At 71.8% G+C, this 26,256-nt stretch carries 21 protein-coding genes; 10 read left to right on the forward strand and 11 right to left on the reverse strand.

The genetic code is table 11. From position 1 onward, the window contains the following. Positions 1-57: 57 nt before the first annotated feature. The 5 genes from ACFYNL_RS34985 (at position 58) to ACFYNL_RS35005 (ending at position 5,767) form a co-directional block, all read left to right on the forward strand. Entirely contained in the window at positions 58-351 is a 294-nt protein-coding gene (locus ACFYNL_RS34985; protein ID WP_388810932.1) for a hypothetical protein, read from the forward strand. Between the two features lie 358 nt (positions 352-709). Further along, positions 710-1,579 (forward strand): calcium-binding protein, encoded by an 870-nt coding sequence (locus ACFYNL_RS34990; protein ID WP_388810935.1) that lies wholly within the window; start codon positions 710-712, stop codon positions 1,577-1,579. 121 nt (positions 1,580-1,700) lie between these two features. Next, on the forward strand, positions 1,701-2,492 hold the full coding sequence (locus ACFYNL_RS34995) for a hypothetical protein (protein WP_388810937.1): 792 nt from the start codon (positions 1,701-1,703) through the stop codon (positions 2,490-2,492). Positions 2,493-2,625: 133 nt separating this feature from the next. Then, positions 2,626-3,546 (forward strand): threonine/serine dehydratase, encoded by a 921-nt coding sequence (locus ACFYNL_RS35000; protein WP_388811679.1) that lies wholly within the window; start codon positions 2,626-2,628, stop codon positions 3,544-3,546. Between the two features lie 538 nt (positions 3,547-4,084). Then, on the forward strand, positions 4,085-5,767 hold the full coding sequence (locus tag ACFYNL_RS35005) for a hypothetical protein (RefSeq protein WP_388810940.1): 1,683 nt from the start codon (positions 4,085-4,087) through the stop codon (positions 5,765-5,767). Between the two features lie 53 nt (positions 5,768-5,820). On the opposite strand, the gene ACFYNL_RS35010 is transcribed toward ACFYNL_RS35005, so the two are convergent. From ACFYNL_RS35010 to ACFYNL_RS35020, 3 genes are read right to left on the reverse strand one after another with little or no spacing between them, the layout of a single operon-like run. Next, the gene (locus ACFYNL_RS35010; protein ID WP_388810943.1) at positions 5,821-7,095 is read right to left on the reverse strand and encodes a sugar ABC transporter permease; all 1,275 of its coding nucleotides are present in this window, start codon (positions 7,093-7,095) and stop codon (positions 5,821-5,823) included. A gap of 5 nt (positions 7,096-7,100) precedes the next feature. Further along, complete coding sequence (locus ACFYNL_RS35015) at positions 7,101-7,874, reverse strand: ATP-binding cassette domain-containing protein (protein ID WP_388810946.1); 774 nt, start codon at positions 7,872-7,874, stop codon at positions 7,101-7,103. A gap of 52 nt (positions 7,875-7,926) precedes the next feature. Then, positions 7,927-9,015: a sugar ABC transporter substrate-binding protein gene (locus ACFYNL_RS35020; protein ID WP_388810948.1), complete on the reverse strand. Its 1,089-nt coding sequence runs from the start codon at positions 9,013-9,015 to the stop codon at positions 7,927-7,929. 273 nt (positions 9,016-9,288) lie between these two features. Here ACFYNL_RS35020 and ACFYNL_RS35025 point away from each other — a divergent pair, with 273 nt between their 5' ends. The 3 genes from ACFYNL_RS35025 to ACFYNL_RS35035 all read left to right on the forward strand — a co-directional run bounded on the left by ACFYNL_RS35025 (position 9,289) and on the right by ACFYNL_RS35035 (position 14,338). Continuing rightward, positions 9,289-11,820, forward strand: a complete 2,532-nt coding sequence (locus ACFYNL_RS35025) for a SpoIIE family protein phosphatase (protein WP_388810950.1) — start codon at positions 9,289-9,291, stop codon at positions 11,818-11,820. Further along, the gene (locus tag ACFYNL_RS35030) at positions 11,817-12,902 is read left to right on the forward strand and encodes a substrate-binding domain-containing protein (RefSeq protein WP_388810952.1); all 1,086 of its coding nucleotides are present in this window, start codon (positions 11,817-11,819) and stop codon (positions 12,900-12,902) included. The genes ACFYNL_RS35025 and ACFYNL_RS35030 overlap by 4 nt, the downstream gene beginning before the upstream one ends. A 143-nt stretch (positions 12,903-13,045) precedes the next feature. Continuing rightward, entirely contained in the window at positions 13,046-14,338 is a 1,293-nt protein-coding gene (locus tag ACFYNL_RS35035) for a hypothetical protein (protein WP_388810955.1), read from the forward strand. A 56-nt stretch (positions 14,339-14,394) separates the two neighbouring features. Here the strand turns inward: ACFYNL_RS35035 and ACFYNL_RS35040 are convergent, their stop codons facing one another. Both ACFYNL_RS35040 and ACFYNL_RS35045 read right to left on the reverse strand, forming a co-directional pair. Further along, positions 14,395-16,209 carry an ABC transporter ATP-binding protein gene (locus ACFYNL_RS35040; RefSeq protein ID WP_388810958.1) on the reverse strand — a complete coding sequence of 605 codons (1,815 nt, stop codon included), beginning with the start codon at positions 16,207-16,209 and terminating at the stop codon, positions 14,395-14,397. Positions 16,210-16,810: 601 nt separating this feature from the next. Next, positions 16,811-17,737: a GNAT family N-acetyltransferase gene (locus tag ACFYNL_RS35045; RefSeq protein WP_388810961.1), complete on the reverse strand. Its 927-nt coding sequence runs from the start codon at positions 17,735-17,737 to the stop codon at positions 16,811-16,813. Positions 17,738-17,831: 94 nt separating this feature from the next. Between ACFYNL_RS35045 and ACFYNL_RS35050 the strand changes: the two genes are divergently transcribed. After that, entirely contained in the window at positions 17,832-18,650 is an 819-nt protein-coding gene (locus tag ACFYNL_RS35050; protein ID WP_388810964.1) for a DUF817 domain-containing protein, read from the forward strand. A 69-nt stretch (positions 18,651-18,719) separates the two neighbouring features. Here the strand turns inward: ACFYNL_RS35050 and ACFYNL_RS35055 are convergent, their stop codons facing one another. After that, the gene (locus tag ACFYNL_RS35055; protein ID WP_388810966.1) at positions 18,720-19,655 is read right to left on the reverse strand and encodes an AraC family transcriptional regulator; all 936 of its coding nucleotides are present in this window, start codon (positions 19,653-19,655) and stop codon (positions 18,720-18,722) included. An 89-nt stretch (positions 19,656-19,744) separates the two neighbouring features. Here ACFYNL_RS35055 and ACFYNL_RS35060 point away from each other — a divergent pair, with 89 nt between their 5' ends. Further along, positions 19,745-20,674, forward strand: a complete 930-nt coding sequence (locus ACFYNL_RS35060) for an NADP-dependent oxidoreductase (RefSeq protein ID WP_388810969.1) — start codon at positions 19,745-19,747, stop codon at positions 20,672-20,674. 206 nt (positions 20,675-20,880) lie between these two features. On the opposite strand, the gene ACFYNL_RS35065 is transcribed toward ACFYNL_RS35060, so the two are convergent. The 5 genes from ACFYNL_RS35065 to ACFYNL_RS35085 all read right to left on the reverse strand — a co-directional run bounded on the left by ACFYNL_RS35065 (position 20,881) and on the right by ACFYNL_RS35085 (position 25,910). After that, positions 20,881-21,165, reverse strand: a complete 285-nt coding sequence (locus ACFYNL_RS35065) for a hypothetical protein (RefSeq protein ID WP_388810971.1) — start codon at positions 21,163-21,165, stop codon at positions 20,881-20,883. 154 nt (positions 21,166-21,319) lie between these two features. Further along, positions 21,320-21,649, reverse strand: coding sequence for an antibiotic biosynthesis monooxygenase family protein (locus tag ACFYNL_RS35070; RefSeq protein ID WP_388810973.1), 330 nt, complete (start codon positions 21,647-21,649; stop codon positions 21,320-21,322). 101 nt (positions 21,650-21,750) lie between these two features. After that, positions 21,751-22,914 (reverse strand): S1 family peptidase, encoded by a 1,164-nt coding sequence (locus ACFYNL_RS35075; protein ID WP_388810976.1) that lies wholly within the window; start codon positions 22,912-22,914, stop codon positions 21,751-21,753. Positions 22,915-23,106: 192 nt separating this feature from the next. Beyond that, a complete protein-coding gene (locus ACFYNL_RS35080; protein WP_388810979.1) occupies positions 23,107-24,519 on the reverse strand; it encodes a M1 family metallopeptidase in 1,413 nt (470 codons plus the stop codon). A 59-nt stretch (positions 24,520-24,578) separates the two neighbouring features. Then, positions 24,579-25,910 (reverse strand): cytochrome P450, encoded by a 1,332-nt coding sequence (locus ACFYNL_RS35085; RefSeq protein WP_388810982.1) that lies wholly within the window; start codon positions 25,908-25,910, stop codon positions 24,579-24,581. Positions 25,911-26,256: the final 346 nt, after the last annotated feature.

The following is a 26,256-nucleotide window of genomic DNA, read 5'->3' on the forward strand; positions in this document are numbered from 1 at the left end:
GACCACGAGCTTTTCGACAACAGGTGCAGAACGCGGAACGGGGGTACCCGCGCACCCATGACTTCGCAAACCGATCACGCCGAATCCGTACGAGGCCTGCGCCAACTGCGCCGGATCCGTGTGTTCTACGCCGGGGGCGCCGTCCTGTGGGCGGTTTCTGCCGCATCGGCTTGGTGGGAGGAGCCCGGGAGCCGACCGATGTGGGTGTCGGTGCTGTTCCTGGTGGTCTTCCTAGGTCTGCTGTCCCTCACGTCCCTGTGGCTGTCCCAGCGGCAGGGCGCCCGCACGGGTACCCCCGTGCACCGTGCCGCGCCGCGCGGGATGGCCTGGCGCCACCACGCCGACGCCTGACTGCGGGGCCCAAGCGCCCGTTGCCCGCTGTCACCTGCAGCCCACGTCCCCGTCCGGGGCGTGGGCTGCAGGGGCGTGGGCTGCAGGTGGTCGGCAGCGGTCACCGGCCGAACCGGCGCGCCAGGCACCGCCGTCGGGTATCCGGCACAGCGGCCTCCACCATCCGATCCGGCCGTGCCTCCGGGGGCGACCCGAGCGCGCCCATGGGCACCGGGCCTCTTTCGCGCCCTGCTCGGGGCAACGATCGGGCCGGTTCGGCGGTCGTAGGCGGTGACGCACTTGTGTCACCCGCGCTCGCCACCAACCGCCGCCGCTCGCAGGGCGATCGGCGGCGGGCCTGTCATCCATGGGAGGAACCATGAGCAGGTTCGCTGCTCCGCTCGGCGACAGGCGAAGGGACGGGCGGCCCCTCGCCCCGTCCGTCACCGCCACACGTGCCCGTCGACCCGAGCCCCCGGGCGGCGCGACGAGCCGCGGTGTCGTGACGGGGGTGGCCGTCGTGCTGCTGGCGTGGGCCGGCACCTCGGCCGATGCCGCATCCGTCACCTCGCCCGGCACCCCTTTGGTCAGCGGTGCCACCGTCAACCTGGGACGGGACGTCATCGTGGGTGTCACGAACGACGTGGTGTTGCCGGTCACCGTCGCCGGATCGGATGACTCCGGCCTGTCCCACGTCGATGTGGACCTGAAGGGGCCGAGCGGCGGTTTCTCCACCACCGACGCGTTCTGCGAGAGCGCGACCACCTGCACGACGGTGTTCACCGTCAACGCCCACCCGGCCCCGGGCAGCGACGATCCGGTGGACCTGGCCAACGCGAACGCGGGCACATGGTCGGTCGACGCCTCGGTCGAAGCCGACGACGGCGATTCCGCCTTCGCCCCGGGCGTGGGCTCGTTCGGTCTCAAGCGTGCCGCGCGCCTCGCGGTCGACGCGTCACCCGAGCCGGTGGCCAAGGGCGCTTTCATCATCGTCACCGGCAGGCTCGTACGGGCCGACTGGGACACCTACCGGTATGCGGGATACGCGGGCCGGGCCGTGAGGCTGCAGTTCCGCCCGAAGGACAGCGGCACCTACACCACGGTCGCCACGGTGAGCACCAGCGCCACCGGCACCCTGCGCACCGCGGTCAGGGCGGTGCAGGACGGCTACTGGCGTTGGAACTTCACCGGCACCACCACCACCGGCCCGGCCAAGGCATCCGGCGACTACGTGGACGTGCGCCCCTGAGCCGCAGGACACCGTCACCGCGGCCGCGTTCACGCGTCCACGCCCGAGCCCCGCCGAGCCACGAGGTCGGCCGCCGCCGGGAGCGCGTGCTGTGTCAGTGCGGTGCGCTTCACTGTCCACCATGGACACGCAATCGAGCGTCGACGACCTGCTGACCCGACTCGGCCCCGGGAGCGGCTGCACGTACCTGTCCGCCGACCTGGACCCGCAGGACCTGACCGAACTGCTCGAAGGCAGATACGGCGCACCGCGCACCCTGGTCCTCGACGGCGTCACCGATCCGACGGTGGACGAGTCGAGCGGCGCGGCCCTTCTCGCCCCCTTCGACGACCGGGCCGTGACCATATGGGCGTGGGCCTACGGGAATCAGTGGGTCGGTACGGGTACGGCGCGTGACACCGCAGGAACCGAGCGGCCGGTGCTCGTGGTCGCGCGCAGAGAGGTGCCGCAACCCGCGGCGCTCGCTCAGGGCGAGGGCCTCGACTGGATGGAGCGGCTCAGGGGCATCACCGGCTGGACCGGTCCCGACCGGCGGCCGGACATCGACTGGACCGGGACGCAGGCACGGCTGGGCACCGCGCTGCCGAGCCAGTACAAACGCATGGTCGAGACGTTCGGCGAGGGCGCCTTCGACGGTTTCCTGAGCTTGCACCAGGAGCCGTGGACCCATCTCCGGGAGGAGGGCCTGCTCGTCTGGGCGGGCACCGAGCGCAAGAACCTGTACTGCTGGAGGGTCGACGACCACCCCGATCGCTGGCCCGTCGTCGTCCGGTCCTTCGACGGCGAGGACGTCTCCTTCGACTGCCGGACCGCGGAGTTCGTCTGCCGCGTCCTCACCGACCCGCACCACCCGTTCACGATGGCCCGCTACTTCGACACGCACTGGTTCATGAACTACCGGGGGACCGACTGACCGAACAGGGCGGGAACGCCTTGTGAGCGGATCGCCGGAGAAGCGCCGGCCGACGGCGCTACGCTGCTGTGCCGTGCAGCAGACGCGCCTCGACACTGCTCGGATCCGGGCGGCCCGCCGGGTGATCGACCCGATGTTCCTCGACACCCCGCTGTACCGCTGCGAGGCGCTGGAGCCCGTCCTCGGGTGCACGGTGAGCGTCAAACTCGAAACGGCCAACCCGGTCCGCAGCTTCAAGGCCCGCGGGACCGAGGTGGTCGCGAGCCTGCTCGCCGAGCAGGGGCCGTCGGCCGTGGTGTGCGCCAGCGCGGGCAACCTCGGTCAGGCCCTCGCCTGGTCCGGTCGCGGCCGGGGGCTCGACGTCACCGTCGTGGCATCCCGCTTCGCGACCGCGGCGAAGCTCGATCGCATCCGTGCGTTGGAGGCCAGGCTGGAACTGGTCGACGGCGACCACGAGTCGGCCCGGGAGCGGGCGGCGGCCATCGCGCGGCACCACGGCATCAGGCTGCTCGAAGACAGCCTGGACATCGAGACCTGCGAGGGCGCGGCGACCATCGGCCTGGAACTGGTGGAGACGGTGCCGTCGTTCGACGCCGTCCTCGTCGCTCTCGGCGGCGGGGCGCTGGCCACCGGTGTGGGTCATGTGGTGAAAGCCATGGCGCCCGCAGTGGAGGTGATCTGCGTCCAGCCGCTCGGCGCACCGGCGATGACACACTCGTGGCACAGGCGCCGCGTCGTCACCACCGACTCGGCCGACACCATCGCCGACGGCGTAGCCGGCCGGTACCCCATCCCGGCCGTCCTGGACGACCTCCTCCTGGTCGCCGACGATGCCGTCCTGGTCCGGGAGGCGTCGATCACCGCCGGTATGCGGATGCTCCTCGAACACGCCGGCCTCGTCGTCGAACCGTCGGCCGCGCTCGGCGTCGCGGCGGTCCTCGAAGACCGCGACCGCTTCGCCGGCCGCCACGTGGTCACCATCGTGTGTGGCAGCAACGTCGACGTGGACGCCTATCACCGCTGGGTCGGCGCGGCACCCCAGCACGGGGCGTGACGCAGCGGTCCTCGTGACCGAAGGGAGCCTCTGAGAGCCCCCTGCTCCACCTGCCCGGTTCCCCGGGCGAGGCCACGGGGTCGCGACGGCGGTCGAGCTGCGCGTCCCTCTGGCGTGTTCCCCGCGGACGCGGCGAGCGATCCGCGAGTCGCCGATCAGGAGACGGTGCCCGGAAGGAACGGCGCCCACGCCTGCCGGGTGCCACGGTTCGCCGCCTGAGCCGGCTGTGGCCGGCCCGCGCTCGTTCGACCGCCGTCCGCGCTCGTTCGACCGCCGTCCGCGCTCATTCGACCGCCGTCGGCGACGGGCACCGCGGTGCTTCCGAGTCCGGACCGCGCTTCCTGGCGGCCCCCGGTACCGCGACGCCGGTGCCGCGACGCCGGTGCCGGGGAGTGACGACCGCGTACCCGCAGCTCCGTCTCCGGGACACCGGGATCGCAACCCCGCACGGCTGCGTCCCGTTGTCGGTGCGAGACCCGAAGGGCTCAGGAAGACTCGGGAACAGACCGGCGGGCGCCGCACAGTCAGGAGACAGACGATGGACTACTACGACCTCGGCACCTACAGCCGCCCCGTGACCACGTCCTCCGACCGGGCCCAACTCTGGTTCGACCGCGGACTGAGGTGGACGTACGCCTTCAACCACGAGGAAGCCGTCGCCTGCTTCGAGGCCGCCGCCGCGGCCGACCCCGACTGCGCGATGGCCCACTGGGGCATCGCCTACGCCCTCGGCCCCAACTACAACAAACCGTGGGAGTTCTTCGACGAGCAGGACCTCGCCCGCACCGTCGACCGCACCCATGCCGCCGTGGAGCTGGCCCACGAGCAGGCCGCGACTGCCACCCCCGTCGAGCGGGCGCTGATCGGCGCACTGCGCGCCCGCTACCCGCACGCCGAGGCCGTCGAGGACTGCTCGATCTGGAACGTCTCCTACGCCGACAGCATGCGCGCGGTCTACGAGCTCGCTCCCGACGACCCGGACGTCGCCACCCTGTACGCCGACGCCCTGATGAACCTCACCCCCTGGCAGCTGTGGGATCTCACAAGCGGCGAACCGGCCGAAGGCGCCCGCACGGCCGAGGCCAGGGCGGTCCTCGAACGGGCCCTCGCCACCGACGCGGGGAGCCACCACGCGGGCATCGTGCACCTGTACATCCACCTGATGGAGATGTCCCCGACACCCGAGACGGCGCTGGCCGTCGCCGACCGGCTGCGCGGTCTGATGCCCGATGCCGGGCACCTGCTGCACATGCCCTCCCACCTGGAGGTGCTCTGCGGCGACTACCGGCGGGTGGTCTCGGACAACACGTCGGCGATCGCGGCCGACGAGAAGTACCACGCGCGGGCCGGGGCGATGAACTTCTACACCCTGTACCGCTCGCACAACTACCACTTCAAGATCTACGGTGCGATGTTCCTCGGCCAGTCCGAGGTCGCTCTGCGGACCGCCGCCGAGCTGGAGGCGTCGATCCCCGAAGAGCTGCTGCGGGTGCCGAGCCCGCCCATGGCCGACTGGCTGGAGGCCTTCGTGGCCATGCGGGTCCATGTACTGATCCGCTTCGGCCGCTGGGACGACATCCTGGCCCTGCCGCTGCCCGCCGACCCCGAGCTGTACTGCATGACGACCGCGATGATCCACTACGCCCGCGGCGTCGCGTTCTCCGCCACGCACCGCGTCCCGGAGGCCGAGGCGGAACGCGGGCTCTTCCAGGAGGCCCGCGCCCGTGTCCCCGAGACCCGCATGCTGTTCAACAACACGTGCGCCGACATCCTCGCGATCGCCTCGGCGATGCTCGACGGCGAGCTGGAATACCGCAAGGGCGACCATGACGCCGCCTTCGCCGCGCTGGAACGCTCCATCGAACTCGACGACAACCTGCCCTACGACGAACCGTGGGGCTGGATGCAGCCCGCCCGGCACGCCTATGGCGCGCTGCTCCTCGAACAAGGACGCGTCTCGGAGGCCGAGGCCGTCTACCGCGCCGACCTGGGCCTGGACGGCACGCTCCCGCGAGCCCTGCAGCACCCCGGCAACGTCTGGTCGCTGCACGGTCTCCACGAGTGCCTGACGCGGCTGGGCAGGATCGGCGAGGCTCAGATGGTGTCCCAGCAGCTGCGGCTGGCCGTCGCGCTGGCGGACGTACCGATCGACGCGTCCTGCTTCTGCCGGCTCGACACCCACCACGGTGCCGCCGCCGAGAGCGGCTGCTGCGCCGACTGACCCTCGGGGTGCGGCGCGCTTCGGGCCGGCCCGTGCCCGCCCGGAGCGCGGCCTCAGGCCCGCCCGTGCGCCTCCTGCGAACGGCGTGACAGCGCGTCGATCACGACGGCGGCGAAGAGCACACCGCCCGTGATCATGAACTGGACGGCGGTGGGCGTGTCCGTGATCACCATGCCCGAGGCGATCGACTGGATCACCAGCATGCCGAGCACCGCGGACCACGTCGTCCCGCGTCCCCCGAAGAGGCTGGTGCCTCCGATGACGGCCGCCGCGATGGCGTTGAGCAGCAGGATCCCCGAGCCCGCGCCCTGGCTCACCGAGGTGATGCGCGAGGCCAGGAACAGTCCGCCGAGCGCGGCCATGGTGCCGGAGACGGCGAGCACCGCCGTCTGCACCCGCGTCACGCTGAGGCTGGCACGGCGGGCCGCCTCGATGCTGCCGCCGAGCGCGTAGACCTGCCGCCCGTAGTGCGTGCGGCGCAGGACGACGTCCAGACCGGCCACCACCACGAGGAAGATCAGCAGGGCGAGCGGCAGCCCCTGGAACCGATTGAGCAGGTAGGCGGCGATGAACGAGACCGCCGCGAGCACGGCCGTGCGCACGATGATCCCGCGCAGCGAGCGGTGCCGCATGCCCATGGCGTGGCGGCGCCGCCGCTCCTGCCAGGACACGAGGAAGACCAGTCCGGTGCCGACGGCCGCCACGGTGTACGCGGCGGCGTCATGGGTGAAGTAGTGGCTCGTCAGCTTGGCGACCAAGCCGTTCTCGTCCAGGTTGATGGTGCCGCTGGTGCCCAGGATGTAGAGCATCAGGCCGTTGAAGGTCAGCAGCCCCGCCAGGGTGACGACGAAGGCAGGCACCCGCGTCTTGGCGACCGAGTACCCCTGGACGGTGCCCGCCACGGTGCCCGCGAGCACCGCCACCACGAGGGCGAGCCACTCCGGCACGCCGTTGTTCACGTTCAGTACGGCGAAGACGGCGGCGGCGAGACCGCTGATCGACCCGACCGACAGGTCCAGCTCGCCGAGGAGCAGCACGAAGACGATGCCGACCGCGATCAGTCCGGTGCCCACGATGTCCACGCTGAGGTTGGACAGGTTCCGCGGCGACAGGAAGCTGTCGTTGAGGGACTGGAAGGTGATCCAGACCGCGGCGAGGACGAGGACGACCGGGAGTGAGCCCAGTTCGCCGGCGCTCAGCTTGCGCCGCAGGACGGCGACGCCGCTCTCCGCCAGCCGGGCGACGGACGGTCTGCGGGCAGGCCTCCGGGGGACCTCGGGGGCGGGCTCCTCGAGGGCCGTCCGCGTGCTGTCGTCGCTGCCGTGCATCCCCTTCACCACCCTGCCTCCCGGTGGGCCATCCGGCGGGGCACGTTCTCCGTGGCGCCGGTGATGGACGCGATGATCTGCTCCTGCGACGCGGTGTTCACGTCGAAGAAGCCGTTGTTGCGGCCGAGCCGCAGCACCGCGGCCCGGTCCGCGAGGGCTTTGACATCGCCCATGTTGTGGCTGATGAGCATCACCCCGAGGCCCCGGTCGCGCAGCTGGTCGACGAGGTCCAGGACCTCGCTGGTCTGCTCGAAGCCCAGGGCCGCGGTCGGTTCGTCCAGCAGGAGGATCCTGGGGTCGCCGAGGAGGGAGCGGGCGATGGCGACCGTCTGGCGCTGGCCGCTGGACAGGGAGACGAGGGGCGCGCGCAGATCGGGGATCCCCCGCGTCAGCCGTTCCAGCAGCCGGCCGGTGCGGCGCTCCATCTCGACCTCGTCCAGGAAGCCGTACCTGCGCAGCTCCCGGCCGAGGAAGAGGTTGCCGACGACGTCGAGGTTCCCGCACAGTGCGAGGTCCTGGTAGACGGTGGCGATGCCGAGGTCCCGGGCGTCGTGGGGACGCCTGATCTGGACCGCCCGGCCCTCCCACTCGATCAGGCCCCGGTCCGCGGGGGCCACCCCGGAGATCACCTTGATCAGGGTGGACTTGCCGGCCCCGTTGTCGCCCAGCAACGCGACGACCTCGCCCGCGCGGATCTCCAGCTCGATGTCGGTGAGGACCTCGACCGCACCGAAGCGCTTGCACACGCCGCGCAGCCTCAGCAAGGGGGGACTCGGCACGAAGGACCACTCCTTCCCATGACCGGGACCGGCCCGCCGCGGAGCCGGCCCCTCAGGTGAGTCCGGCCTTGTCGCAGGCGGCGGCGAGTTGCGGGGCGCAGATCTCCTGGACGGTGTACACGCCGTCCTTCACCAGGGTGTCCCCGATGGTCTCGGCGGTCACGGAGAACGGGGTGAGCAGGACGGCGGGAACCGTCCGCCCGCTGTCGGTGCGCACGGTGTCCTTGGCGACCCGGTCCAGGTCCTCGCCGCGGGCCGCGGCCACGGCCAGTGCGGCACCGGCGGAGGTCTCCGGCCGGAAGGGCTTGTACACGGTCATGTACTGTTCACCGGCCACGATGCGCCGCAGCGCCGCCAGTTCGGCGTCCTGCCCGGTGATGGGAGGCAGCGGAACGACCTTGTTGGCCTTCAGCGCGGCGATGCTGCCGGCGGCGAGGCCGTCGTTGGCGGCGTAGACCCCGTCTATGCTGTCGGCGCCCAGCGCGGAGATGGCGCCGGACATGTTCATGTGGGCGACCTCCGGCCTCCACTGGCGGGTCTCGTACGTCTTGGCGATCTCGACCTTTCCCTCCAGCACCGACAGCGCGCCCTTCCGGAACGACACCGCGTTGGGATCGGTGGGGTCGCCGTTCATCATGACGATCCGGCCAGGGGGCTCCCGGTCTCCCATGGCCTCCAGCAGCGCCCTGCCCTGGAGCCGGCCCACCTCCTCGCCGTCGAAGGAGGCGTAACCCGAGATCGGGCCCTGGGCGAGGCGGTCGTAGGCGATCACGGGAATGCCCGCCTCGTCCGCCTTCTCGACCGAGGGGCGCATCGATCTGGAGTCGACGGCCACGAGCAGGATGGCATCGACCTCCTCGGCGATCATGGAGTCCATCTGGGCCTGCTGGATGGCGACGTCGTTCTTGGCGTTGGCGTGCTCCACCCGGCACTCGGCGCACATCTCCTCGATGTGCCGGTCGAGCAGCGGTCTGTCGCGGGTCTCCCAGCGGGCCGTGGTGGAGTCCGGCAGCAGCACGCCGATCCTCGGCTCGTTCACCCCGTCGGAGCCGGTCGACCCGTCCTCGCCGCAGGCCGCGAGTGCCGCGGCCGTGGCGGCCGCGGCCACAGCAGCGACCGCCCCCCGTACGCGGGCCTTCATGCGCGAGACCTCCCAACGGGCACGAGGTCTGGGTGTCGGCGCCGGGCGTCCCGCCTGGGATCAACTGGCTGAAAGGCGCCAAGACGGTTATGTCGTAAGTGTGACACCGGCCGAAGTGAACTGCGAACGCGGCCGGGGGAGGGCCCGGCGGCGGGCCAGAGTGGGTGATATGTACGGATCTGTCCACTTCGTTCTCATGTGAGACGCTGGTAGCTGAGCGCCCCGATCTCAAGCCGACGGCACCTGTGGCCCGGGCGGGAGGAAGGTGCGGACATGCCTCATGACGGCGGTGCCCGGGCCGGCGTCTCACAGCTGCGGGCATCTCAGCCCGGGGCCGCGAGCACCGGTGCAGCGCCTCCGGCGCGTGAGGCCGTACCGGGGGAGCGGGCCCTCACGTTCGCCGGAGCGGCGCTTGCGGCTGTCTACGCGCCCGGTGCGGGGCAGGACGAACTCCTGTTGCTGGAGACGGCCGGAGACGGCACCGACCGCTACCGCCTGCCGGAGCGCCTGCCCCTGGCCGGTGGCTCGGCCGCCGCGCGGGCCTTCAGCGGCGGACGCCCGCTGTGGCTCACCCCGGCGGCCCTCGCCTCCTACGAAGGCGGACCGACGCCGTCAGGAGCACAGACCTCGCTCTCCGCACTGCCCCTGACGGCCGAGGGCAGGACCCTGGGCTGCCTCGTCGTGGTAGGGGCCTCGGCCGACGGATTCGAGGCCGGGCAACGACGCTTCCTGACGCGGTACGCCGACGCGGTCGCCGACCTGCTCCGGGCCCGGGCCGACCGACCCGCGGCACCGTCGCTGCTGGGCCCCGCCCTGCGCGCGCTGAGTGTCGGCTCCTTCGTCCTGGTGCCGGACTCCGGAGTGATCGAGGCCGACGAGACACTGCTCGACCTGGTCGGCCTCACACCCGACGAGTTCGACGGCAAGGCGGACAGCCTGATCGCCAACGCCCTCCCGGAGGACATGCACGCGCTCATGTCGGTCCTGGAACCGGCCACTCCCGCCTTCGCCCGGCGGGAGCTGGAGTTCAGGGTCCGCTGCCCCACCGGTGAGATGCGCTGGCTGAGCCTGAGCTGCCGGGTGCCGGCCGGCTCCGGCGACCGGCCGCAGCAGGTCCTCGGGGTGGTGACGCCGACCTCGGTCCAGCGCCGCGGCGCCGACGACGTCTCCCGCATCCAGTGGCTCACCGCCGCACTCGACGACGCCACGACCGTCCACGACGTCGCCCGCGTGGCCGTCACCGCGCTGCGCGAGCCGCTCTGCGCCGACCGCGTGGCCCTCGCCGAGCTGCGGGAGGACCGGCTGATCGTCATCGTGCTCGATCCGCCGCAGCCCGCCGCCTGGCCGGAGACCTGGCGCTCCGAATGGCGCTCGGAGTGGCCCGACGCCCCGGTCCGCGCCCTGCCCACCCTCCAGCTGGCCCTGCGGGACGGGCGTATGGACCTGTGGCCCGCCGGCACGCCCCTGGAACCGCAGCTCGCCGGCATCGGCGCCGGCGGCCTGGCCGTCATGCCGCTGCCTGCCAAGGGCGGGGTGGTCGGTGTGTGCCTGGTCGGCTGGGACCAGCCGCACGAATTCGCCACCGAGGAACGGTCCGTGCTGACCGCGACCGCGGCACTGATCGGGCAGGCCCTGGAACGCGCGCACGCCTATGACGCCGAACAGGAACTGGCGACGCTGCTCCAGCGCAGCCTGCTGCCCCGGCGCCTGCCCGAACTGCCCGGCGGGACGGCCGTCGCCCGCTATCTGCCCGCCCGGCGCGGACTCCAGGTGGGCGGTGACTGGTACGACGTCATCGTCATCTCCGAGGACCGGGTGGCGCTCGTCATCGGGGACGTGCAGGGGCACAGCGCCGGAGCCGCGACGATCATGGGCCAGATGCGCACCGCGGTCCGTGCCTACGCGGTGGAGGGCCACCCGCCGGACGTCGTCGTCTCGCACGCCAACCGGCTGCTCGTCGGCATGGAGACCGACCTCTTCGCCACCTGCTGCTACGTCGAGCTGGATCTGGAGGAGGGCAACGCCCTCTTCGTGCGGGCCGGACACCTCGCCCCGCTGCTGCGCCAGCCCGACGGCACGACCGAGGAGGTGGAGGTCGAGGGAGGGCTTCCGCTGGGTGTGCTCGCCGAGGCGGAGTTCCCCATGACCGCCGCCGCGCTGACCCCGGGCACGGTGCTCGCCCTGGTCACCGACGGCCTGGTCGAGGCGGCCGACCTGCCCCTGGACGAGGGGATGGACCGCACCCGCGCGGCGCTCGCCGCGGCCGACCCCGCCGACGCCGGGCGGATGGCCGACGAACTGCTCGGCGACGCCGGCCGCCGGGAGGACGACGTGGCGCTGCTGCTGCTGCGCTACGACGGTATGACGGTCAGGCCGATCCGGTCCGGCTGGGTGGTGTGGCGGCTGCCCGACGCCGTCATGCACGCCCGCCGTTTCACCGCGCGCACCCTGCGCCGCTGGAAGGTCGCGGAAGTGGCCGACGGTGTCCTGCTGGTCGTGTCGGAACTGGTCACCAACGCGCTCGTGCACACCCAGGGGCCGGTCCGACTCGACCTGATCCTGCGCGGCGACCTGGTACGGGTGTGCGTCAGCGACGCCTCGCCGCGCGCACCGGCCAAACCGGTGATCGTCGACTGGGAGTCGACCGGCGGCCGTGGCCTGCTGCTGGTCGAGGCGATGTCGGAGTCCTTCGGTTCGGTGCCGGTCGCCGGCGGCAAGCAGGTCTGGAGCGAGATCCGGGTGCCGCGCCGCGAGCCGTCTCTCATGGGCTCGGCGCCCCGAGAGGAAGGCGGGGGTCCGCCATGAACACCCGGATCCGTGTCCGGCACCTCGTCGCCGCGTTCGTCGCGGCCCTCATGACCGTGTCACTGACGGCCTGTTCGGAAGACGACGGCGGGCCGGACGCCTTCGCGGTGGGCCTGCTGCTTCCGAGCCGGGCCGTGCCCCGCTGGGAGAACTCCGACAAGCCGCTGATCGAGCAGCGGATCGACGCGCTGTGCCCCCGCTGCACCGTGCAGTACGCCAACGCCGAGAACGACGTCTCCCGGCAGCGGGAACAGATCACCTCCATGATCACCAAAGGGGTCCGGGTCCTGATCCTGGACGCCGTGGACAACAAGGCTCTGCGCTCCTCGATCCAGGAGGCGCGCCGGGCGGACGTGCCCGTCGTCGCCTACGACCGGCTCGCCCAGGGCCCGATCTCGGGCTACGTCAGCTTCGACGGGGGGCAGGTCGGCCGACTCCAGGGCAAGGCGCTGCTGAAGGGGATGGGGGAGAAGGAGACCAAGGGCAGCGTCGTCATGATGAACGGCGATCCGTCCAGCCCCAACGCGGCCTGGTACCGCGAGGGCGCGCTGTCCGTCCTGCGCGGCAAGGTCAGGATCGGCAGGTCGTACGACACGCTCGGCTGGAGCACGGACAACGCCCACGCCAACATGGCCGCCGCCATCGCCGCCCTGGGTCCGGACCGGATCGGCGGCGTCCTGGCGGCCAACGATGCCATGGCCGCGGGCGTCATCGCGGCGCTGAAGAACGCCGGTGTCGGACGCATGCCTCCGATCACCGGCCAGGACGCGGACCTTGAGGCCGTACGGCGCATCGTCAAGGGCGAGCAGTACATGACGGTGTACAAGCCGTTCAAAACGCAGGCCTCCGCGGCCGCCGCCATGGCCATGGCCCTGGGACGCGGCGAGGACATCCGGGACGTCGCCAGGATGACGGTCGACAGCCCCACCACCGAGGACGTCCCCGCCGTCCTGCTCGCCCCGCGCACCGTGACGGTCGACAACATCCGGCAGACCGTCGTCAGGGACGGCGTGTACACCATCGCGCAGATCTGCACGCCGCCGCTGCGGCCCGCCTGTGTGCAGGCCGGGCTCCTGTCGTGACGGACGCCCACGCGTAAGGCCGACACCACGTCAAGCGCCGCGCTCCGTGCAACCCTTCGGCCTCGACAGCAGTCTCCTGTGCGGGGGACACGTGTTCTCCCGCAGTTCATGCGTACGTCACTGCCGTTCAATCAGAGGATCCCATGCCCCGACCCGCCACCGGCCGCCGCGTGTTCCGACAGACCGCGGGCGTGATCGGCGCCGCCGCCATGGTCTCGCTGGGCGCCACGCCCGCCTTCGCCGAGGACCCCGCGCCCACACTGGTACTGGGCGAGATCGGCCCGTACCAGTCAGTGAAGCCGGGCACCACCCTCAAGGTCCCCGCCGCGTTCACCAACACGGGCACCCAGGCCCTCGACAAGGTGTGGATCACCTACGTCGTCAGCCACGGACTGAGCCAGGGCGAACTGCCCTCCAACTGCACGGCCTGGAAGATCTGGGGATTCGACGAGATCCCGGTCAGCACCCAGGCGGTCTGCGCGTTCGACCAGACGGTGAAGCCCGGCGTCGTCTACGCCCCCGAGGGGGGCCTGCGGGTCGACGTACTGGACAGCGCGCTGCACGACGCCCTCACGGTGATGGTGACCGAGCACGACAACCCCCCGTCGGACGAGGCCTCTTCGGGGCCCGTCAAGGGCACCGGCCCGGCCCTGAAGCTGGCGGAGCAGCCCGACGCCACCACGGCCGACCTCGGCACCGCGGCCGAGGACCCGAACGTTCGCCGGGTGCCGGTTACCGCCGCGAACACCGCCGACTTCAAGGTCGCGGGAGACCGGCTGAAGGGCCGCGTCGGAGACACCGTGGACCTGACGGTCGAGTTCACCAACGCCGGGCCGGCCTGGTACCGGGGTACGGCTGGCACACCGGCCACCCGCGTCCTGATCAAGATGCCCGCCGGCACGAAGGTGACCAAGGAACACGCCTTCTGCAAGAAGGTGTCGTCCGGCACCTACGAATGCGGCACCAGCCAGGCTTGGATCAACGAGGGCGACAGCCAGACGTACACCTTCAAGCTGAGGATCGACAAGGCCGTGCCGGGCGCCAAGGGCTCGGTGGCGCTGGAGTCGGAGCCCCGGCCGTTCGACAAGAACAAGGGCAACGACAGGGCCGACATCACGCTCGACGTCGCCGGCACCGGCTCCACGGGCGGCAGCGGCTCGACGACCTCCGGCTCGGGCTCCGGTTCCTCGTCCACCGGGGGCTCCGGTTCCACCGGCGGTTCCGGGTCCACGGGTGGCGGTTCGGCCGCCGGCGGAGGTTCCGCCGACGGTGGCACGTCGACGACCGGCGCCACCGACTCGACCGCCGTCTCCGGCGACCTGGCGAGCACCGGTTCCGGCTCCGCGCTGCCGCTCGCGGGTGCCGCCGCCGCGGCCGTCGGCGTCGGCACGGGCGCGGTGCTGCTCGTACGCCGCCGCCGCGCGGCACGTCAGTAGCGACCGGCCGGGCAGGCGGGCGGCGGACCATGTCCGCCGCCCGCTCGGCCCGCCGGTCAGGGCAGTTCGACCCGCGCGGGGCCCTCGTCGAGGAAGCCGCCCGACTGGTGCTGCCACAGCTTGGCGTACGCGCCGTCCAGCGCGAGGAGCTCCTCATGGGTGCCCTGCTCGACGATCCGGCCGCTGTCCAGGACGACGAGCCGGTCCATGGTGGCGACGGTGCTCAGCCGGTGCGCCACCACCAGCGCCGTCCGGCCGTCCATGAGCCGCCACAGCGCCTCCTGCACCAGGAGCTCGCTCTCGGAGTCCAGGGCGCTCGTCGCCTCGTCGAGCAGCAGGATCGGCGCGTCCCGCAGGATCGCCCGGGCGAGGGCGACCCGCTGGCGCTGGCCACCGGAAAGCTTGACGCCACGCTCGCCCACCATGGTGTCGAAGCCGTTCGGCAGCGTGTCGGCGAACTCCGTGACATGCGCCGCCTCGGCCGCGCGGCGGATCTCGGCGTCGGTGGCGTCCGGCCGGGCGAAGGCGATGTTGTCCCGCAGGGTGCGGTGGAACATCGCCGGGTCCTGGGGTACGTACGCCATCAGTGCGCGCAGGTCGGCCTGGCGCAGTGTGCTGATGTCCTGACCGCCGATCAGGATCCGGCCGGCATCGATGTCCGTCATCCGCAGCAGCAGCCGGGTCAGCGTGGTCTTGCCGCCGCCGGACCGGCCGACGAGACCGATCTTCGCCCCGGCGGGCACGTTCAGGTCCAGTCCCTCGAACAGTGGCCGGCCGCCGGAGTGCGCGAAGCTCACCCGCTCGAAACGGACATCCGTGGCGCCGGGCGGCAGCGGCTGCGGCGACGGCGGATCGAGCACGGTCGGCGGAGTCAGCAGCAGCTCGGTGAACTGGGCGGCCTCCGTCATCGAGCTCTCCAGCCGACGGTAGATCTGGTTGAACTCGAACATGATCCGCGTCGCGTTGGTGTAGTACGTGAAGGCCACCACGACCGCCTCCACGCCGTGCTCGCCCCCGCTCAGAGTGACCGCGAGCAGCAGCCCCAGGGCGTTGGTCAGCACGGACATCGGCGCGACGAACGTGTCGATGCGCAGATTGCCGTAGTCCCAGGACCGCAGGGTCAGCCGCCGCGACGTCGCGACCCGGGAGCGGTGCTCGGCGGCCTCGCGCCCCTCGGCGGCGAACGCCCGCACCGTGTCCATGTTCATCAGGCTGTCGGCGACATGGCCCGACACCCGGGCGATCGCCTCCTCCCGCTCGTCGACGAGCGCCTGTCGGCGCCGGATCAGGGGCACCACGCACACCGCCGTCAGCGTGATCATCACCAGCAGTCCGACCACGAGCAGCGGTTCGTAGCGCCACAGCACCACCGCACCGAAGGCCAACGGCACGAAGCTGCCCACGATCTGGAACGTCAGCGTGTCGACGAACTGCTCGAAACGCGAGGCGAAGCTCAGCACGCGCTTGGTCAGCGATCCGGCGAAGTTGTCGTGGAAGAACGCGGCGTCCTTGGCGAACAACTCGTCCATCCCGATCACGTACAGATGCTCGATGCCCAAGGCGTCGAGACGGTTGAGGCAGTGCAGGGCGATGCGCCACAGTGCCTCCGAGAACAGCAGCACACCGGCGAACCCGAGGACGTACGGCAGTGTCGAGGCGACCGTGACGTCCTCGTCGCCGGCCAGGTCACCCACGAGCTTGGCGACGATGAGCGGCGCGATGTAGTTGATTCCGATGTTGCCCAGCGCCGAGAGCGACATCGCGGGTACCGTCAGCCGGCGGAGCCGGGCCAACTCCCGTCCGTAGTAGCGAAGTGCGAGCAGCACCGAGCGTTTGCCCGGCTGAACCCTGCGAGATTCGGACGTTCCCATCCCACCCCTGGTTTTGTCCGGCGGCGGAAGCCGGCCACGCGCTACCGCGGGCAGGGGCCATCGCCGCGACGGTCGTGTGGATTTCGGTTCGAGTCCGGCAGTGTCCCGCGCCGACGCGGGCCGCGTCCAAGCGTTTTCCGGCCGCTCCGGCACGGTGCGCAGGGATCCACCGGGCCACGCAACTCCCCCGTACCGAACAGGACTTCGCGCGACTCCTGCCCCACGCGCGCTGGTTGGATCACGGCCGTGTTTCGGGCCCCTGCGAGCCACCGGTGCCGCGCCGACGCGGAGGATCCGGAGACGTCGGCCTCGGCCACCGCGCGCCCGTCCGCGGCGACCGGCGGACCAGCGCCACGGCGGCCATGATCCGGCCGGGCCGGCACGGCCACACTGCGCCACGTCGTGGTCGAGGGCCGCAGAGCCACGCCCCTCGCATCGGGTGCGGCCCCGCGCCCACCGTTGCCGGCACCCGGTGACGCGCCCACCGTCCCCGGCCGCCCCGTGGCGCGCCGTCGTCCAAGCCGCTGCCGTGAGGCGCCCTCCGGCTACGGCCAGTTGCCCCGGGCAGGGCTCACGCTCCCGGTGCCGCCGCTGCGGGACGTCACGGCAGGACGGCCTCCCAGGTGTCGACGGCGAAATGCACCGCCATGCCATGGCGGGCGTAGAGAGCCGGAGCGCCGGTGGCGTTGGAGGTGTCCACCCCGAGTCCCACCGTGTCCCGCCCGCGAGCGGCGAAGGCCGCGAACGCGTTCCGCAGCAGCAGCCCACCCAGACCCAGCCCACGAGCCTCACGCACGACGCCGAGGCTCCTGATCCAGCCCATCGCCTCACGGTCGTTACGGGCGAGCAGGAAGCCGACGTCCCCGAGCTCCTCGGTAGCGGCGATCCACACCAGCGACCAGTCGAGCACATCGGCGTCGACGTCCTGCAGCCACTGCTCGTAGCCGCGGGGCTGGAAGTCGAAGTGCTCGGCGAAGCTCGACTGGTACAGGGCATGGACGCGCGACCGGTCCGCCTCCTCGACGCACGACCGCAGCCGAACACCGGACGGCACCTCCGGCACGAGGTCCACCGCGGGATCCACCGGCCGTCGCAGCACGTGATAGCGGCGTACGACGGACCAGCCGCGCTTCTCGATGAGGCCCGTGTCGAGGGTGGGCTCGGTGTTCAGGTGCAGATGCACCACCGCCCTGGCCGCCCCGTTGCTCCGGGCCCTGTCCAGGGCGCGGACCTCCATCGCGTCCAGCAGGAGCTGCCCGGCGTGCTGGTGCTCGGGCAGCACGTAGTGGTCGATGTCGACGCGTTCGCCCGCCGACTCGTCCCACAGCAGCCCGTAGGCCACCAGCCGGCCGTCGTGGAAGGCGAGCCAGGAGTCGCGCTCCAGATCGACGTCGGGCCGTTTCAGATCTGCCTCGACGGTGTGCAGATCGGTCTCGGGCCGGCCTATCTCGATCCGGTCGACCTCGTTGAGCAGGTCGGTGATGGCGGCCGCGTCGGTGAGGCCGGCCGGGCGAAGGGTGTAGTGCATGGGCACAGCGTCCGGGGCGAGAAAGGCGGTCGCAACGCATTTTCCGCGCGGGCCCGGCAACCGAGGGCGGCGCAGAACCGTCCTCGATCACATCATGGTCACCACAAGCGTCACGGGCCCCATGGCCTCATCGGTTCGTCAACTGCTCGACTTCGCGTGGACACAGACCCGGGCGTGCGCGTTCGCCATCGCCCTGCTGTCCGGCGTGGCGGCGTCCGCACTGCTGCCCGGCCTGCCCATAGCCCGGTACGACCTGCTCGTCGCCTACGGTGTGCTGCTCACCCTGCTGTTCTGGCTGCGCGGCTGGGAGAACGGCCGGGACGTGGCGGTGATCGCGATCTGCCATGTCATCGGCCTGGCGTTCGAGTTGGTGAAGGTGTCCCTCGGGTCCTGGAGCTACCCGGAGCCGGCCGTCCTGAAGTTCGCGGGCGTCCCGTTGTACGGAGGGTTCCTCTACGCGGCCGTCGGCAGCTACGTCTGCCGTGCCTGGCGCCTGTTCGACCTGGAGCTGGTGCGCTACCGCCCGCGCTCGACGGCCCTGGTCGCGGCGGCCGTCTACGTCAACTTCTTCAGCCACCACTGGCTGCCCGACGCACGGTGGCTCCTGGCCGGCCTGCTCCTCGCCGCCACCGCGGGCACCTCGGCGCGCTTCACGGTGCGCGGCGCGTCCCGGCGGATGCCGCTCGCCCTCGCCTTCTTCCTGATCGGCTTCTTCCTGTGGGTCGCGGAGAACCTCGCCACCTACCTGGGCGCCTGGCGCTACCCCTACCAACTCGACGGCTGGCAGCCCGTCGGCGTGGACAAGATCGTCGCCTGGTCACTGCTGATCAGCGTCACCGTCGTCCTGGTGGCGTGCAGCCGACCGCACCGCGGGGCCAAGGGCCGGGCCCTGTCGCCGAGTTCAGGGCGCTAGGAGCGTGTCTCGGCACCGGCTACCCACCTCGGAGTGCACCCGGACGCACCCAGTCACGTACAGCTGATTTCAGCTCCGCCGTCTGTACGTGCCGGGGGCCGTCCCGTACGTGCGCTTGAACGCGTTGGCGAAGGCGAACTCGGAGGCGTAGCCCACCTGGGCGGCGACGGATTTCAATGGTGCGTCCGATGTCCGCAGCAGGCGCGCGGCCGTGGTCATCCGCCACCAGGTCAGGTAGCCGAGGGGCGGTTGGCCGATCAGTGTGGCGAAGCGCCTCGCGAACGGTGCGCGGGAGAGCCCCGCTTCCGCGGCGAGTTTCGCCACCGTCCACGGCGCCGCCGGGGCCCGGTGGATGGCGTGGAGGGCGGCGGTGACCGGTGGGTCGTTGAGCGCGGCGGCCCAGCCGGTGGTGTCGCCCCGGGCGGGCTGTTCGTCGAACCAGATGCGCAGGATGTACAGCAGCAAGGTGTCCAGGAGCGCAGGGACGGCCGCGTCCGTGCCGAGGCGCGGGTGCTCCAGTTCGGCGGCCAGTAGCCCCACGGCCGAGCGCAGTTCCGGGTGGCGATCCGGGTGCGCGGGGAGGTGGATCCGGTCAGGCAGGTCACGCAGCAGCGGGTGGGTGCGGGACGGGTCGAGCCGGTAGGTCCCGCAGAGCACGACGGTGACCGGACCGCGGTCTCCGGTCCGGTCGACGCTGTCGGACGCGTAGGGCTCGGACCATCGGGGGTCGTCAGGGTCGCAGGCGGGGGCCGTCGCCGAGGTTTCGGGGCTGTCGGCCAGGGTGTGCCCACTGCCGTGGGGCAGGAACACCACGTCGCCCACGCCCAGCCGGACGGGCTCTGCGTCCGGAGGGAGTAGCCAGCAGGAGCCGTGCAGGATCACCTGAAAGCCCGCCGACCCCGGTACGGAGGCGAACTCCTGCCCCCACGGGGCATGCCACCGCACATGCGCCGACCGAGGCCGCCCGGTCCGCATCACCGCGATGACGTCACTGAGCACATCCATGCGGTGAGACTACGCGCGCGAGACGTACGCGTATGAACTGGGGACTTTGCCGCATGGATCGTCTCCGAGCGCGCCCGTAGATTCGCGGCATGAAGATGAAGAGCGCACGTATCCACGACTACGGTGACGCGTCCGTGATCCGCTACGACGACGTTCCGCGCCCTGAGCCTGCGTCAGGTGAAGTGCTCATCCGTGTCGCCGCAACCTCGTTCAACCCCACCGAGGCCGCGTTGCGGGGCGGACTGCTGCGGGCGTTCCTTCCCCTGGACCTGCCCTACACGCTCGGATGGGACCTCGCCGGCACGGTCGCCGAGATCGGCGCGGGTGCGGAGGGGTTCACCGTCGGCGACCGGGTCATCGGGCGGCTCGACAGCGCGGGTGCGGCCGCCGAGTACGTACGGGCGCCCGTGGCCACGCTGGTCACGGCTCCCGACTCCGTCCCTCTCGCGCACGCTGCGGCCCTTCCCGTGGCCGGACTCACGGCGTGGCAGGCGGTGTTCGAGCACGGGAAGGTGGCCGCCGGTCAGCGGGTACTGGTCAACGGTGCGGGCGGAGGCGTCGGTGGCTTCGTGACGCAGCTCGCCAAGTACGCGGGAGCCGAGGTGATCGCCACGGCCGGCGCCCGCAGCGCCGAGGCGGTCCGGCGGCAAGGGGCGGACCAGGTGATCGACTACACCGCCACGCCGGTGATGGCCGCGCTCGACGGCCCGGTGGACACGCTGCTCAACCTTGTCCCGCTGAGCCCGCCGGACACCGCGGCTCTGGCGCCGCTGGTGCGGCCCGGCGGGCGGATCGTCTCGATCGCCACGCCGATCGAGCCGCCTGCCGACGCCGGGGTGACCGCGATGCACATGGTCGCCCGCAATGATGTGGAGCATCTGGCGGCGCTGGTGGAGCTCATCGACGCGGGTGTGATCACCATCGACATCAGCGAGTCACGCCCACTCACCGACCTCGCCGTCATCCACCGCCTCAGCGAGGCCGGCCGGATCCGAGGCAAAGTCATCATCGTTCCTTGAGCCGCCGACGGCCGGGCCTTGCCTTCAGTCTCCACGCCCCCTGCCCTGTGGGCGGCTTTGTGGATCCCATCGATCACGGTCAGCCGGCCGCTTGCCCGTTTCCGGCCCACGCTCCCAGCCACGAAGGGTCGCCGATGCCCACCGAACACCCCACGAAGAAAAGGGCGTTGGCCGCTGTGGGAGGGGAGGGGAGGGGCGAAGCCGCGCTACCGGTCCGGTCGGCGAATACGCACCGTGCCTTTGTCCAGGTCCACCTGGAAAGGCGGGTCCTGCGCAGGCCTGACGTTCTTGCGCACGCGCTCCTGCTCCATCGCCCGCTTGACGGCCTGGGACCCTGGAGCGATCTCCTGCGCGATGTCGGCTCCGATGGAGGACAGGGTCTTGGTCCTGCGCCAGTAGACCCAGCCGCGAGCCTCCAGCGCGAGCAGCGCCCGGTCCGCCAGAAACGCGGCGACGCCCAGCGCGACGACGCCCGCGCCGACGAACAGCAAGGCCCGCATGGTCAGCGCCTCGCCCTCGGAGCGAAGGTGATCGGAAAGGGTAAGGGAGCGTCCATGGAGCCGACCCTACCGGTCGCCCGCGAAACCCGACGAGGCCGGCCCGGCCCGTCGACCGGTCGGCCCCACCGGGCCCGCAGCGAAAGCGTCAGCCGTTCTTCGGTGCCGCCTGCTGGACGACCTCGAAGGACCACAGGGTGGATCCGCTCGCCGCCGGCTTCGGCCGGTCCGCGCTGTCCGCCCCGCCGCCCTGGTGGGCGGCCTTCATGGGGCCCTCCATCCAGGCCTGGAAGGACTCCTCGTCACGCCAGCGCGTGTACACGAGGTAGGTGTCGGTGCCCTCGACGGGACGCAGGAGTTCGAACCACTCGAACCCGTCGGAGCTCTCCACGGCATGCGCACGGGAAGCGAACCGCTTCTCGAGCGTCTCGCGCTGCTCGGCCGGGACGGTGAGTACGTTGATCTTGACTACGCTCATGGATCTCATCCTGCCGTACGGCTGCCGTAGGCAGGGCAGCGGCTCGGGCTTGTGGCCGGCGGGCCGGACGAAGAAGCCGTTTCCTTCGTCCGGCCCCCGGGTCAGGCCGTGTGCAGCCGCAGCCCGTACCGCGCGAGGATCTCGTTGACGGGCTGGAACCACGTCTGGCCGCCGCCCGAGCAGTTGCCCCAGCCGCCCGACGTGACCCCCTGTGCCTGGTCGCCGCTGATGAACGAGCCCCCGGAGTCGCCGGGTTCCGCGCAGACGCTGGTCTTCGTCATCTGGTGCACCGCGCCCTGGCTGTAGTTGACCGTCTCGTTCTTGGCCAGCACGGTGCCGCAGTGCCAGCGCGTCGTGGAACCGGACCGGCACACGGAGGTCCCGACGGGGGCCTCGGCCGAGCCGCGCACGAGACGGTCGGGGACGGTGCCCCAGCCGAGGACCACCGGCACCGTCCACCAGCCGCTGCCGACGCTCACCCAGGCATAGTCGTTGTCCGGGAACGAGGAGCCCTGGAAGGTCCCGATGTGGGAACCGTCCCAGCCCCTGACGGACGCTCCCTGCCGACCGCAGTGCCCCGCGGTGACGAAACCGCCGTGCACCGAGAAGCCTATGGAGCAGCGGACGTTGCCGGTGTAGTACGGGTCGCCGCCCACCGTGCCCGCCGCGAAGGTGCGCGGCGCCGCGGCCACGGTGCCGACGGTGACGGGGCCGGCTTCGAGGGCGCGCGCCACGAACCGCCGGACATCGTTGTCCGCCCGCCGGTCCCGGACGACGTTCACGACGACCGTGTTGGCCACCGGATCCACGTGCCAGCCGCTCACGCCCGACGGGGCGGAGAGCCGGTCGATGCGGGCCCGGGTCGCGTCGAGTTCCCGCGCGCTGTGCGTGACGGTGCGCACGGTCGCTCCGGTGGCGCGTACCTGCCGTACGGTCGCGGGCGGCGCTTTCGAGGTGACGGCCACGGTGAGCCGCTCGCTCCGCGCGTCGAACCACGAGCCGCCATAGGCGGATCCGGCCGCCTCGCGTGCCTTCGCCGCGATGTCGAGGGCGACGCGTTCCGCGGCCAGTCGGGCCTCGGCCCGTTCCTTCGACAGGCCGAGGTCCCGCTGCATGGCCTGCAGCATCCCGGCGGAGACGGACGCGGATCCGGCGGTCGTCGCCGCGGAGTCGTTCGCGGAGGCCGGTCCGGCTCCGCCGGTGGTCCAGCCGCCGAACGCGAGCAGCGCGGCGAGGCCGGCGTACGTGAGTCTGGTGCGTCTCATGGGAGTTGCCCTTCGTCGTTCCAACGAGGTGGGGTGGAACAACCGCAGTCTGAGAGCGCTCTCACTCAGTTCGGGGCAGAGCTTATCGCCGTGCACCTGTCAGGTCCATACCAACAGCACGGTTGAACGGCGGACCGCTGAGGCTGCGTCGGCCGGTCGCCGACACGTTCCACGGCGGTGGCGATCCGTCCCTCAGCGGATCCGGTGCTGCTTCCAGAACCCGCTCAGATCCTGGTCCGTCACCGACTGCGCGGCCTTCTTGAAGTCGGCCGTCGTCGACACGCCGTACCAGTGGTCACGGGCGTACTGACGCAGGAGCCCGGCCATCGTGTCGGCACCGAGCGTGCGCTCCAGGTCCGCGAGGGCGCAGGGGCCGGCCGAGTAGATCAGGTGGTAGTCGCCCGGGTTCTCGGCCCAATACGCCATCGAACTGGTCAGCGCGGTACGGCTGCTGGGCCACTGGACGTCCGACCAGCAGTCACCGGTCTCCCAGCCGTAGAACCGCGCGGTGGCGTACTGCGCGAAACTCTCGTCCAGCCAGGGCGCCCGGTACTCGTCGTTGCCGACGATCCCGTACCACCACTGGTGGGCGACCTCGTGGACGACCGCGCTGCCCTCGTCGGTCGTGCCGAGGAGGACCAGGCCGGGATACTCCATGCCGCCGCCGAACCGGCTCGTCATCACGAGGTCGATCTCACCGTACGGGTAGCGGCCGAACTCCTCGCCGAAGCGGTCGACGGCCGTGGCGCCCTCCTCGCGGCTGAGGCGCACCCCCTCGGCGGAAGTGCCGGGAGCCCAGAACGACCGCACCCGCACACCGCCGGGTGTGGTCTCCTCGGCGGTGCGGAACGGGCCGGCGGCCCAGGCGAAGTCCCGTACCCGGTGGGCGATGCTCAGCGTGAGGCTGCGCCCGTGCTCGCCGGTACGGGTCCAGGTGCGGCCGGTCGCCGGAATCTTCAGGGCGGAGGGGTGGTCGAGCGCCACCCGGAAGTCGCCGGCCAGGGCGTAGAAGCTCTCCCCGGTGGACACGTACGGGTCCAGGTGCCATCCCGTGGCGTCGCGCACGGCGAGTACGGGCAGCGCGTTGCCCAGGAAACGGAAGGCGCCCTCGCGGCCGAAGCGGTCGTTGCGCTCAGGCACGGTGACGGACACGTCGAAGGAGACGGCGGTGCGCTCGCCGCGCGTGAGCGGCTTCGGCAGCGCGATACGCAGTGCCGTGCAGCCCACACTGAGCCGGCCTGCGACGCCCCCGCGGACCCCGGTCACCCGGACCGGAGAGGGCCCGCCGGGCCTGCCGCACCCGTCCACGCCGTTGCCCCACAGCCGTACGTACACCTCACGCAGCGGCCGGTCGGAGGCGTTGCGGAACGACACCCGCTGCCGTCCCGTCCAGCGCGAGCCGTCCGCGTCGGCGCGCAGCGCCACGTCGTAGCGCGGCCGGTCGGGGGTGGCGGCGCCGGTGCTCCGCGCCCCGGCCGCGGAGGCCGGGGCGGCCCCGGCCCGGGTGCCGCCCTGCGCCACGAGCAGCACCAGCAGGACACTCGCCAGCAGCGCAACTCGCCAGCGGACGACGGGACTTGACGAGTACGCGGATAACGAGGACATGACAGCGGATGATGTCACACGGCCGTCGTACCGCGACCGGGATTTTGGCACCCGCCCGTTCAGTTCCGCGGCGGCGTCAGGGTGGCGGGCACGGGTCCGTCGGGGCGGACGGTGAGGCCGAACCGGGCCTTCGTGGGCGTGGCGGCGAGGACCGGGGTGTGGACCGGCAGCAGGTGCTCCAGCAGGACGGTCGACTCCTGGAGCGCGAACTGCAGGCCGAGGCAGGCGCGTGGACCGATACCGAAGGGGAAGTAGGCGCCCGGGTGGCCGGGCCGCCCGCCCGGTGCGGTGAAGCGCCGGGGGTCGAAGTGCTCCGGATCGGGCCACAGTTCGGGGTCGCGGTGGGTCAGGTACGGGCAGACCAGGACGTCGGTGCCCGCCTCGACGGTGTATCCGGCGAGGAGGTCGTCCTCGGCGGCGTGGCGGGGAAGCAGCCACGCCGAGGGGTAGAGCCGGAGTGCCTCGTGGACCAGGGCCCGTACGGCCTCGCGGCGTTCCGCCGAGCCTTCCTCGCCCGCGTCGAGGGCTTGTTCGCGGGCGGCCGGGTGCCTGTCGAGGAGAAGGTGGAGCCAGGTCAGGGTGGTGGCGGTGGTCTCGTGCCCGGCCGCGAGCAGCGTGACCAGTTCGTCGCGGATCAGCCGGTCGGTGTACTCGGGGCGTTCACCGGCGGCGTCGACCAGGACGTGCAGCAGGCCCGGACCGTCCGGTCCGGCCGTCCCGCGGCGGGCGGCCTCGATGGCGCGCCGCGCGACCGCGTCGATCCGCGCGAGGTCGGCGGCGACGGCGGCCTCGGCGTCCGTGACGTCCGCGGGCAGCGTGGGGAGCGCGGCGCCCACCGCCGAGACGGCTTCCAGCTCGCGCTCGGTCCCGTCATCCAGCGCGTGACCGGTCAGGGAGCGCCAGATTGCGTCCAGGGCGAAGCGGCGCATCTCCTCCCCGACGTCGAAGGTCTGTCCGGTACGGGCGTACGACTCCCAGCGCTCGGCGGCGGTCCGGGCCGCCTCCGTGATCCGCCGCTCGTAGCGGCGCATCCCGGTACCCGTGAACTGGGACTGCAGCAAACGCCGTTGCCGCTTCCACGCCTCACCGGTCGCGGACAGGACACCGTCGCCGACCAGGAGGCGGGCGCGGTGCGAGCGCTTGACGTAGCGGTCCGGGTGCCGGGCGAGCACGTGCTGGACGGCGTCGGGATCGGTGACGAGCACGGTGGGGTTCGGCCCGAGGCGGAAGGCGGCGACGCCGCCGACCTCCTGGCGCACCTGCGCCAGCAACTCGACCAGTTGACCTCCCCCGGCCTGCCACGACCGTACGAGCCCGGCCTCGGCTTCGGGGACCGGACGCTCCGTCGCGGGAGAGTGCGGGAGGGAGCCGAGGCCGGCTTCGGTGTCCATAAGTCGTCTCCTGGTGGGGGCGGGCTCACCGCCGGGTCTGCCGCGCGGAACACTGCTGCCACGGACTGGCGGAACACTGCTGCCACGGACTGTACGGGAGCGGACACGTCCGGTGTCACGCCGTGCGGCCCGCCGTGACGCGCCGCCCGACGGTCCCTCAACGCCCGCCGCCCACACAGCGGTTCAGCCACCGGGACCGGGTGGCCCGTGCGGCCTCAGTGGCTTCACCTGAAGGCATGACGGGCGCGGCCGTACCGGACGTGCGCGACCCGGTGCGACCGACGCCGCCGCGACGGCTGTGAGGACCCGGGGAGTAGACAGCGGTTGCTGCGCGGCCCTCCGCGTC

Origin of the sequence: Streptomyces sp. NPDC007808 (assembly GCF_042868655.1) — a bacterium.
Classification (GTDB): domain Bacteria; phylum Actinomycetota; class Actinomycetes; order Streptomycetales; family Streptomycetaceae; genus Streptomyces.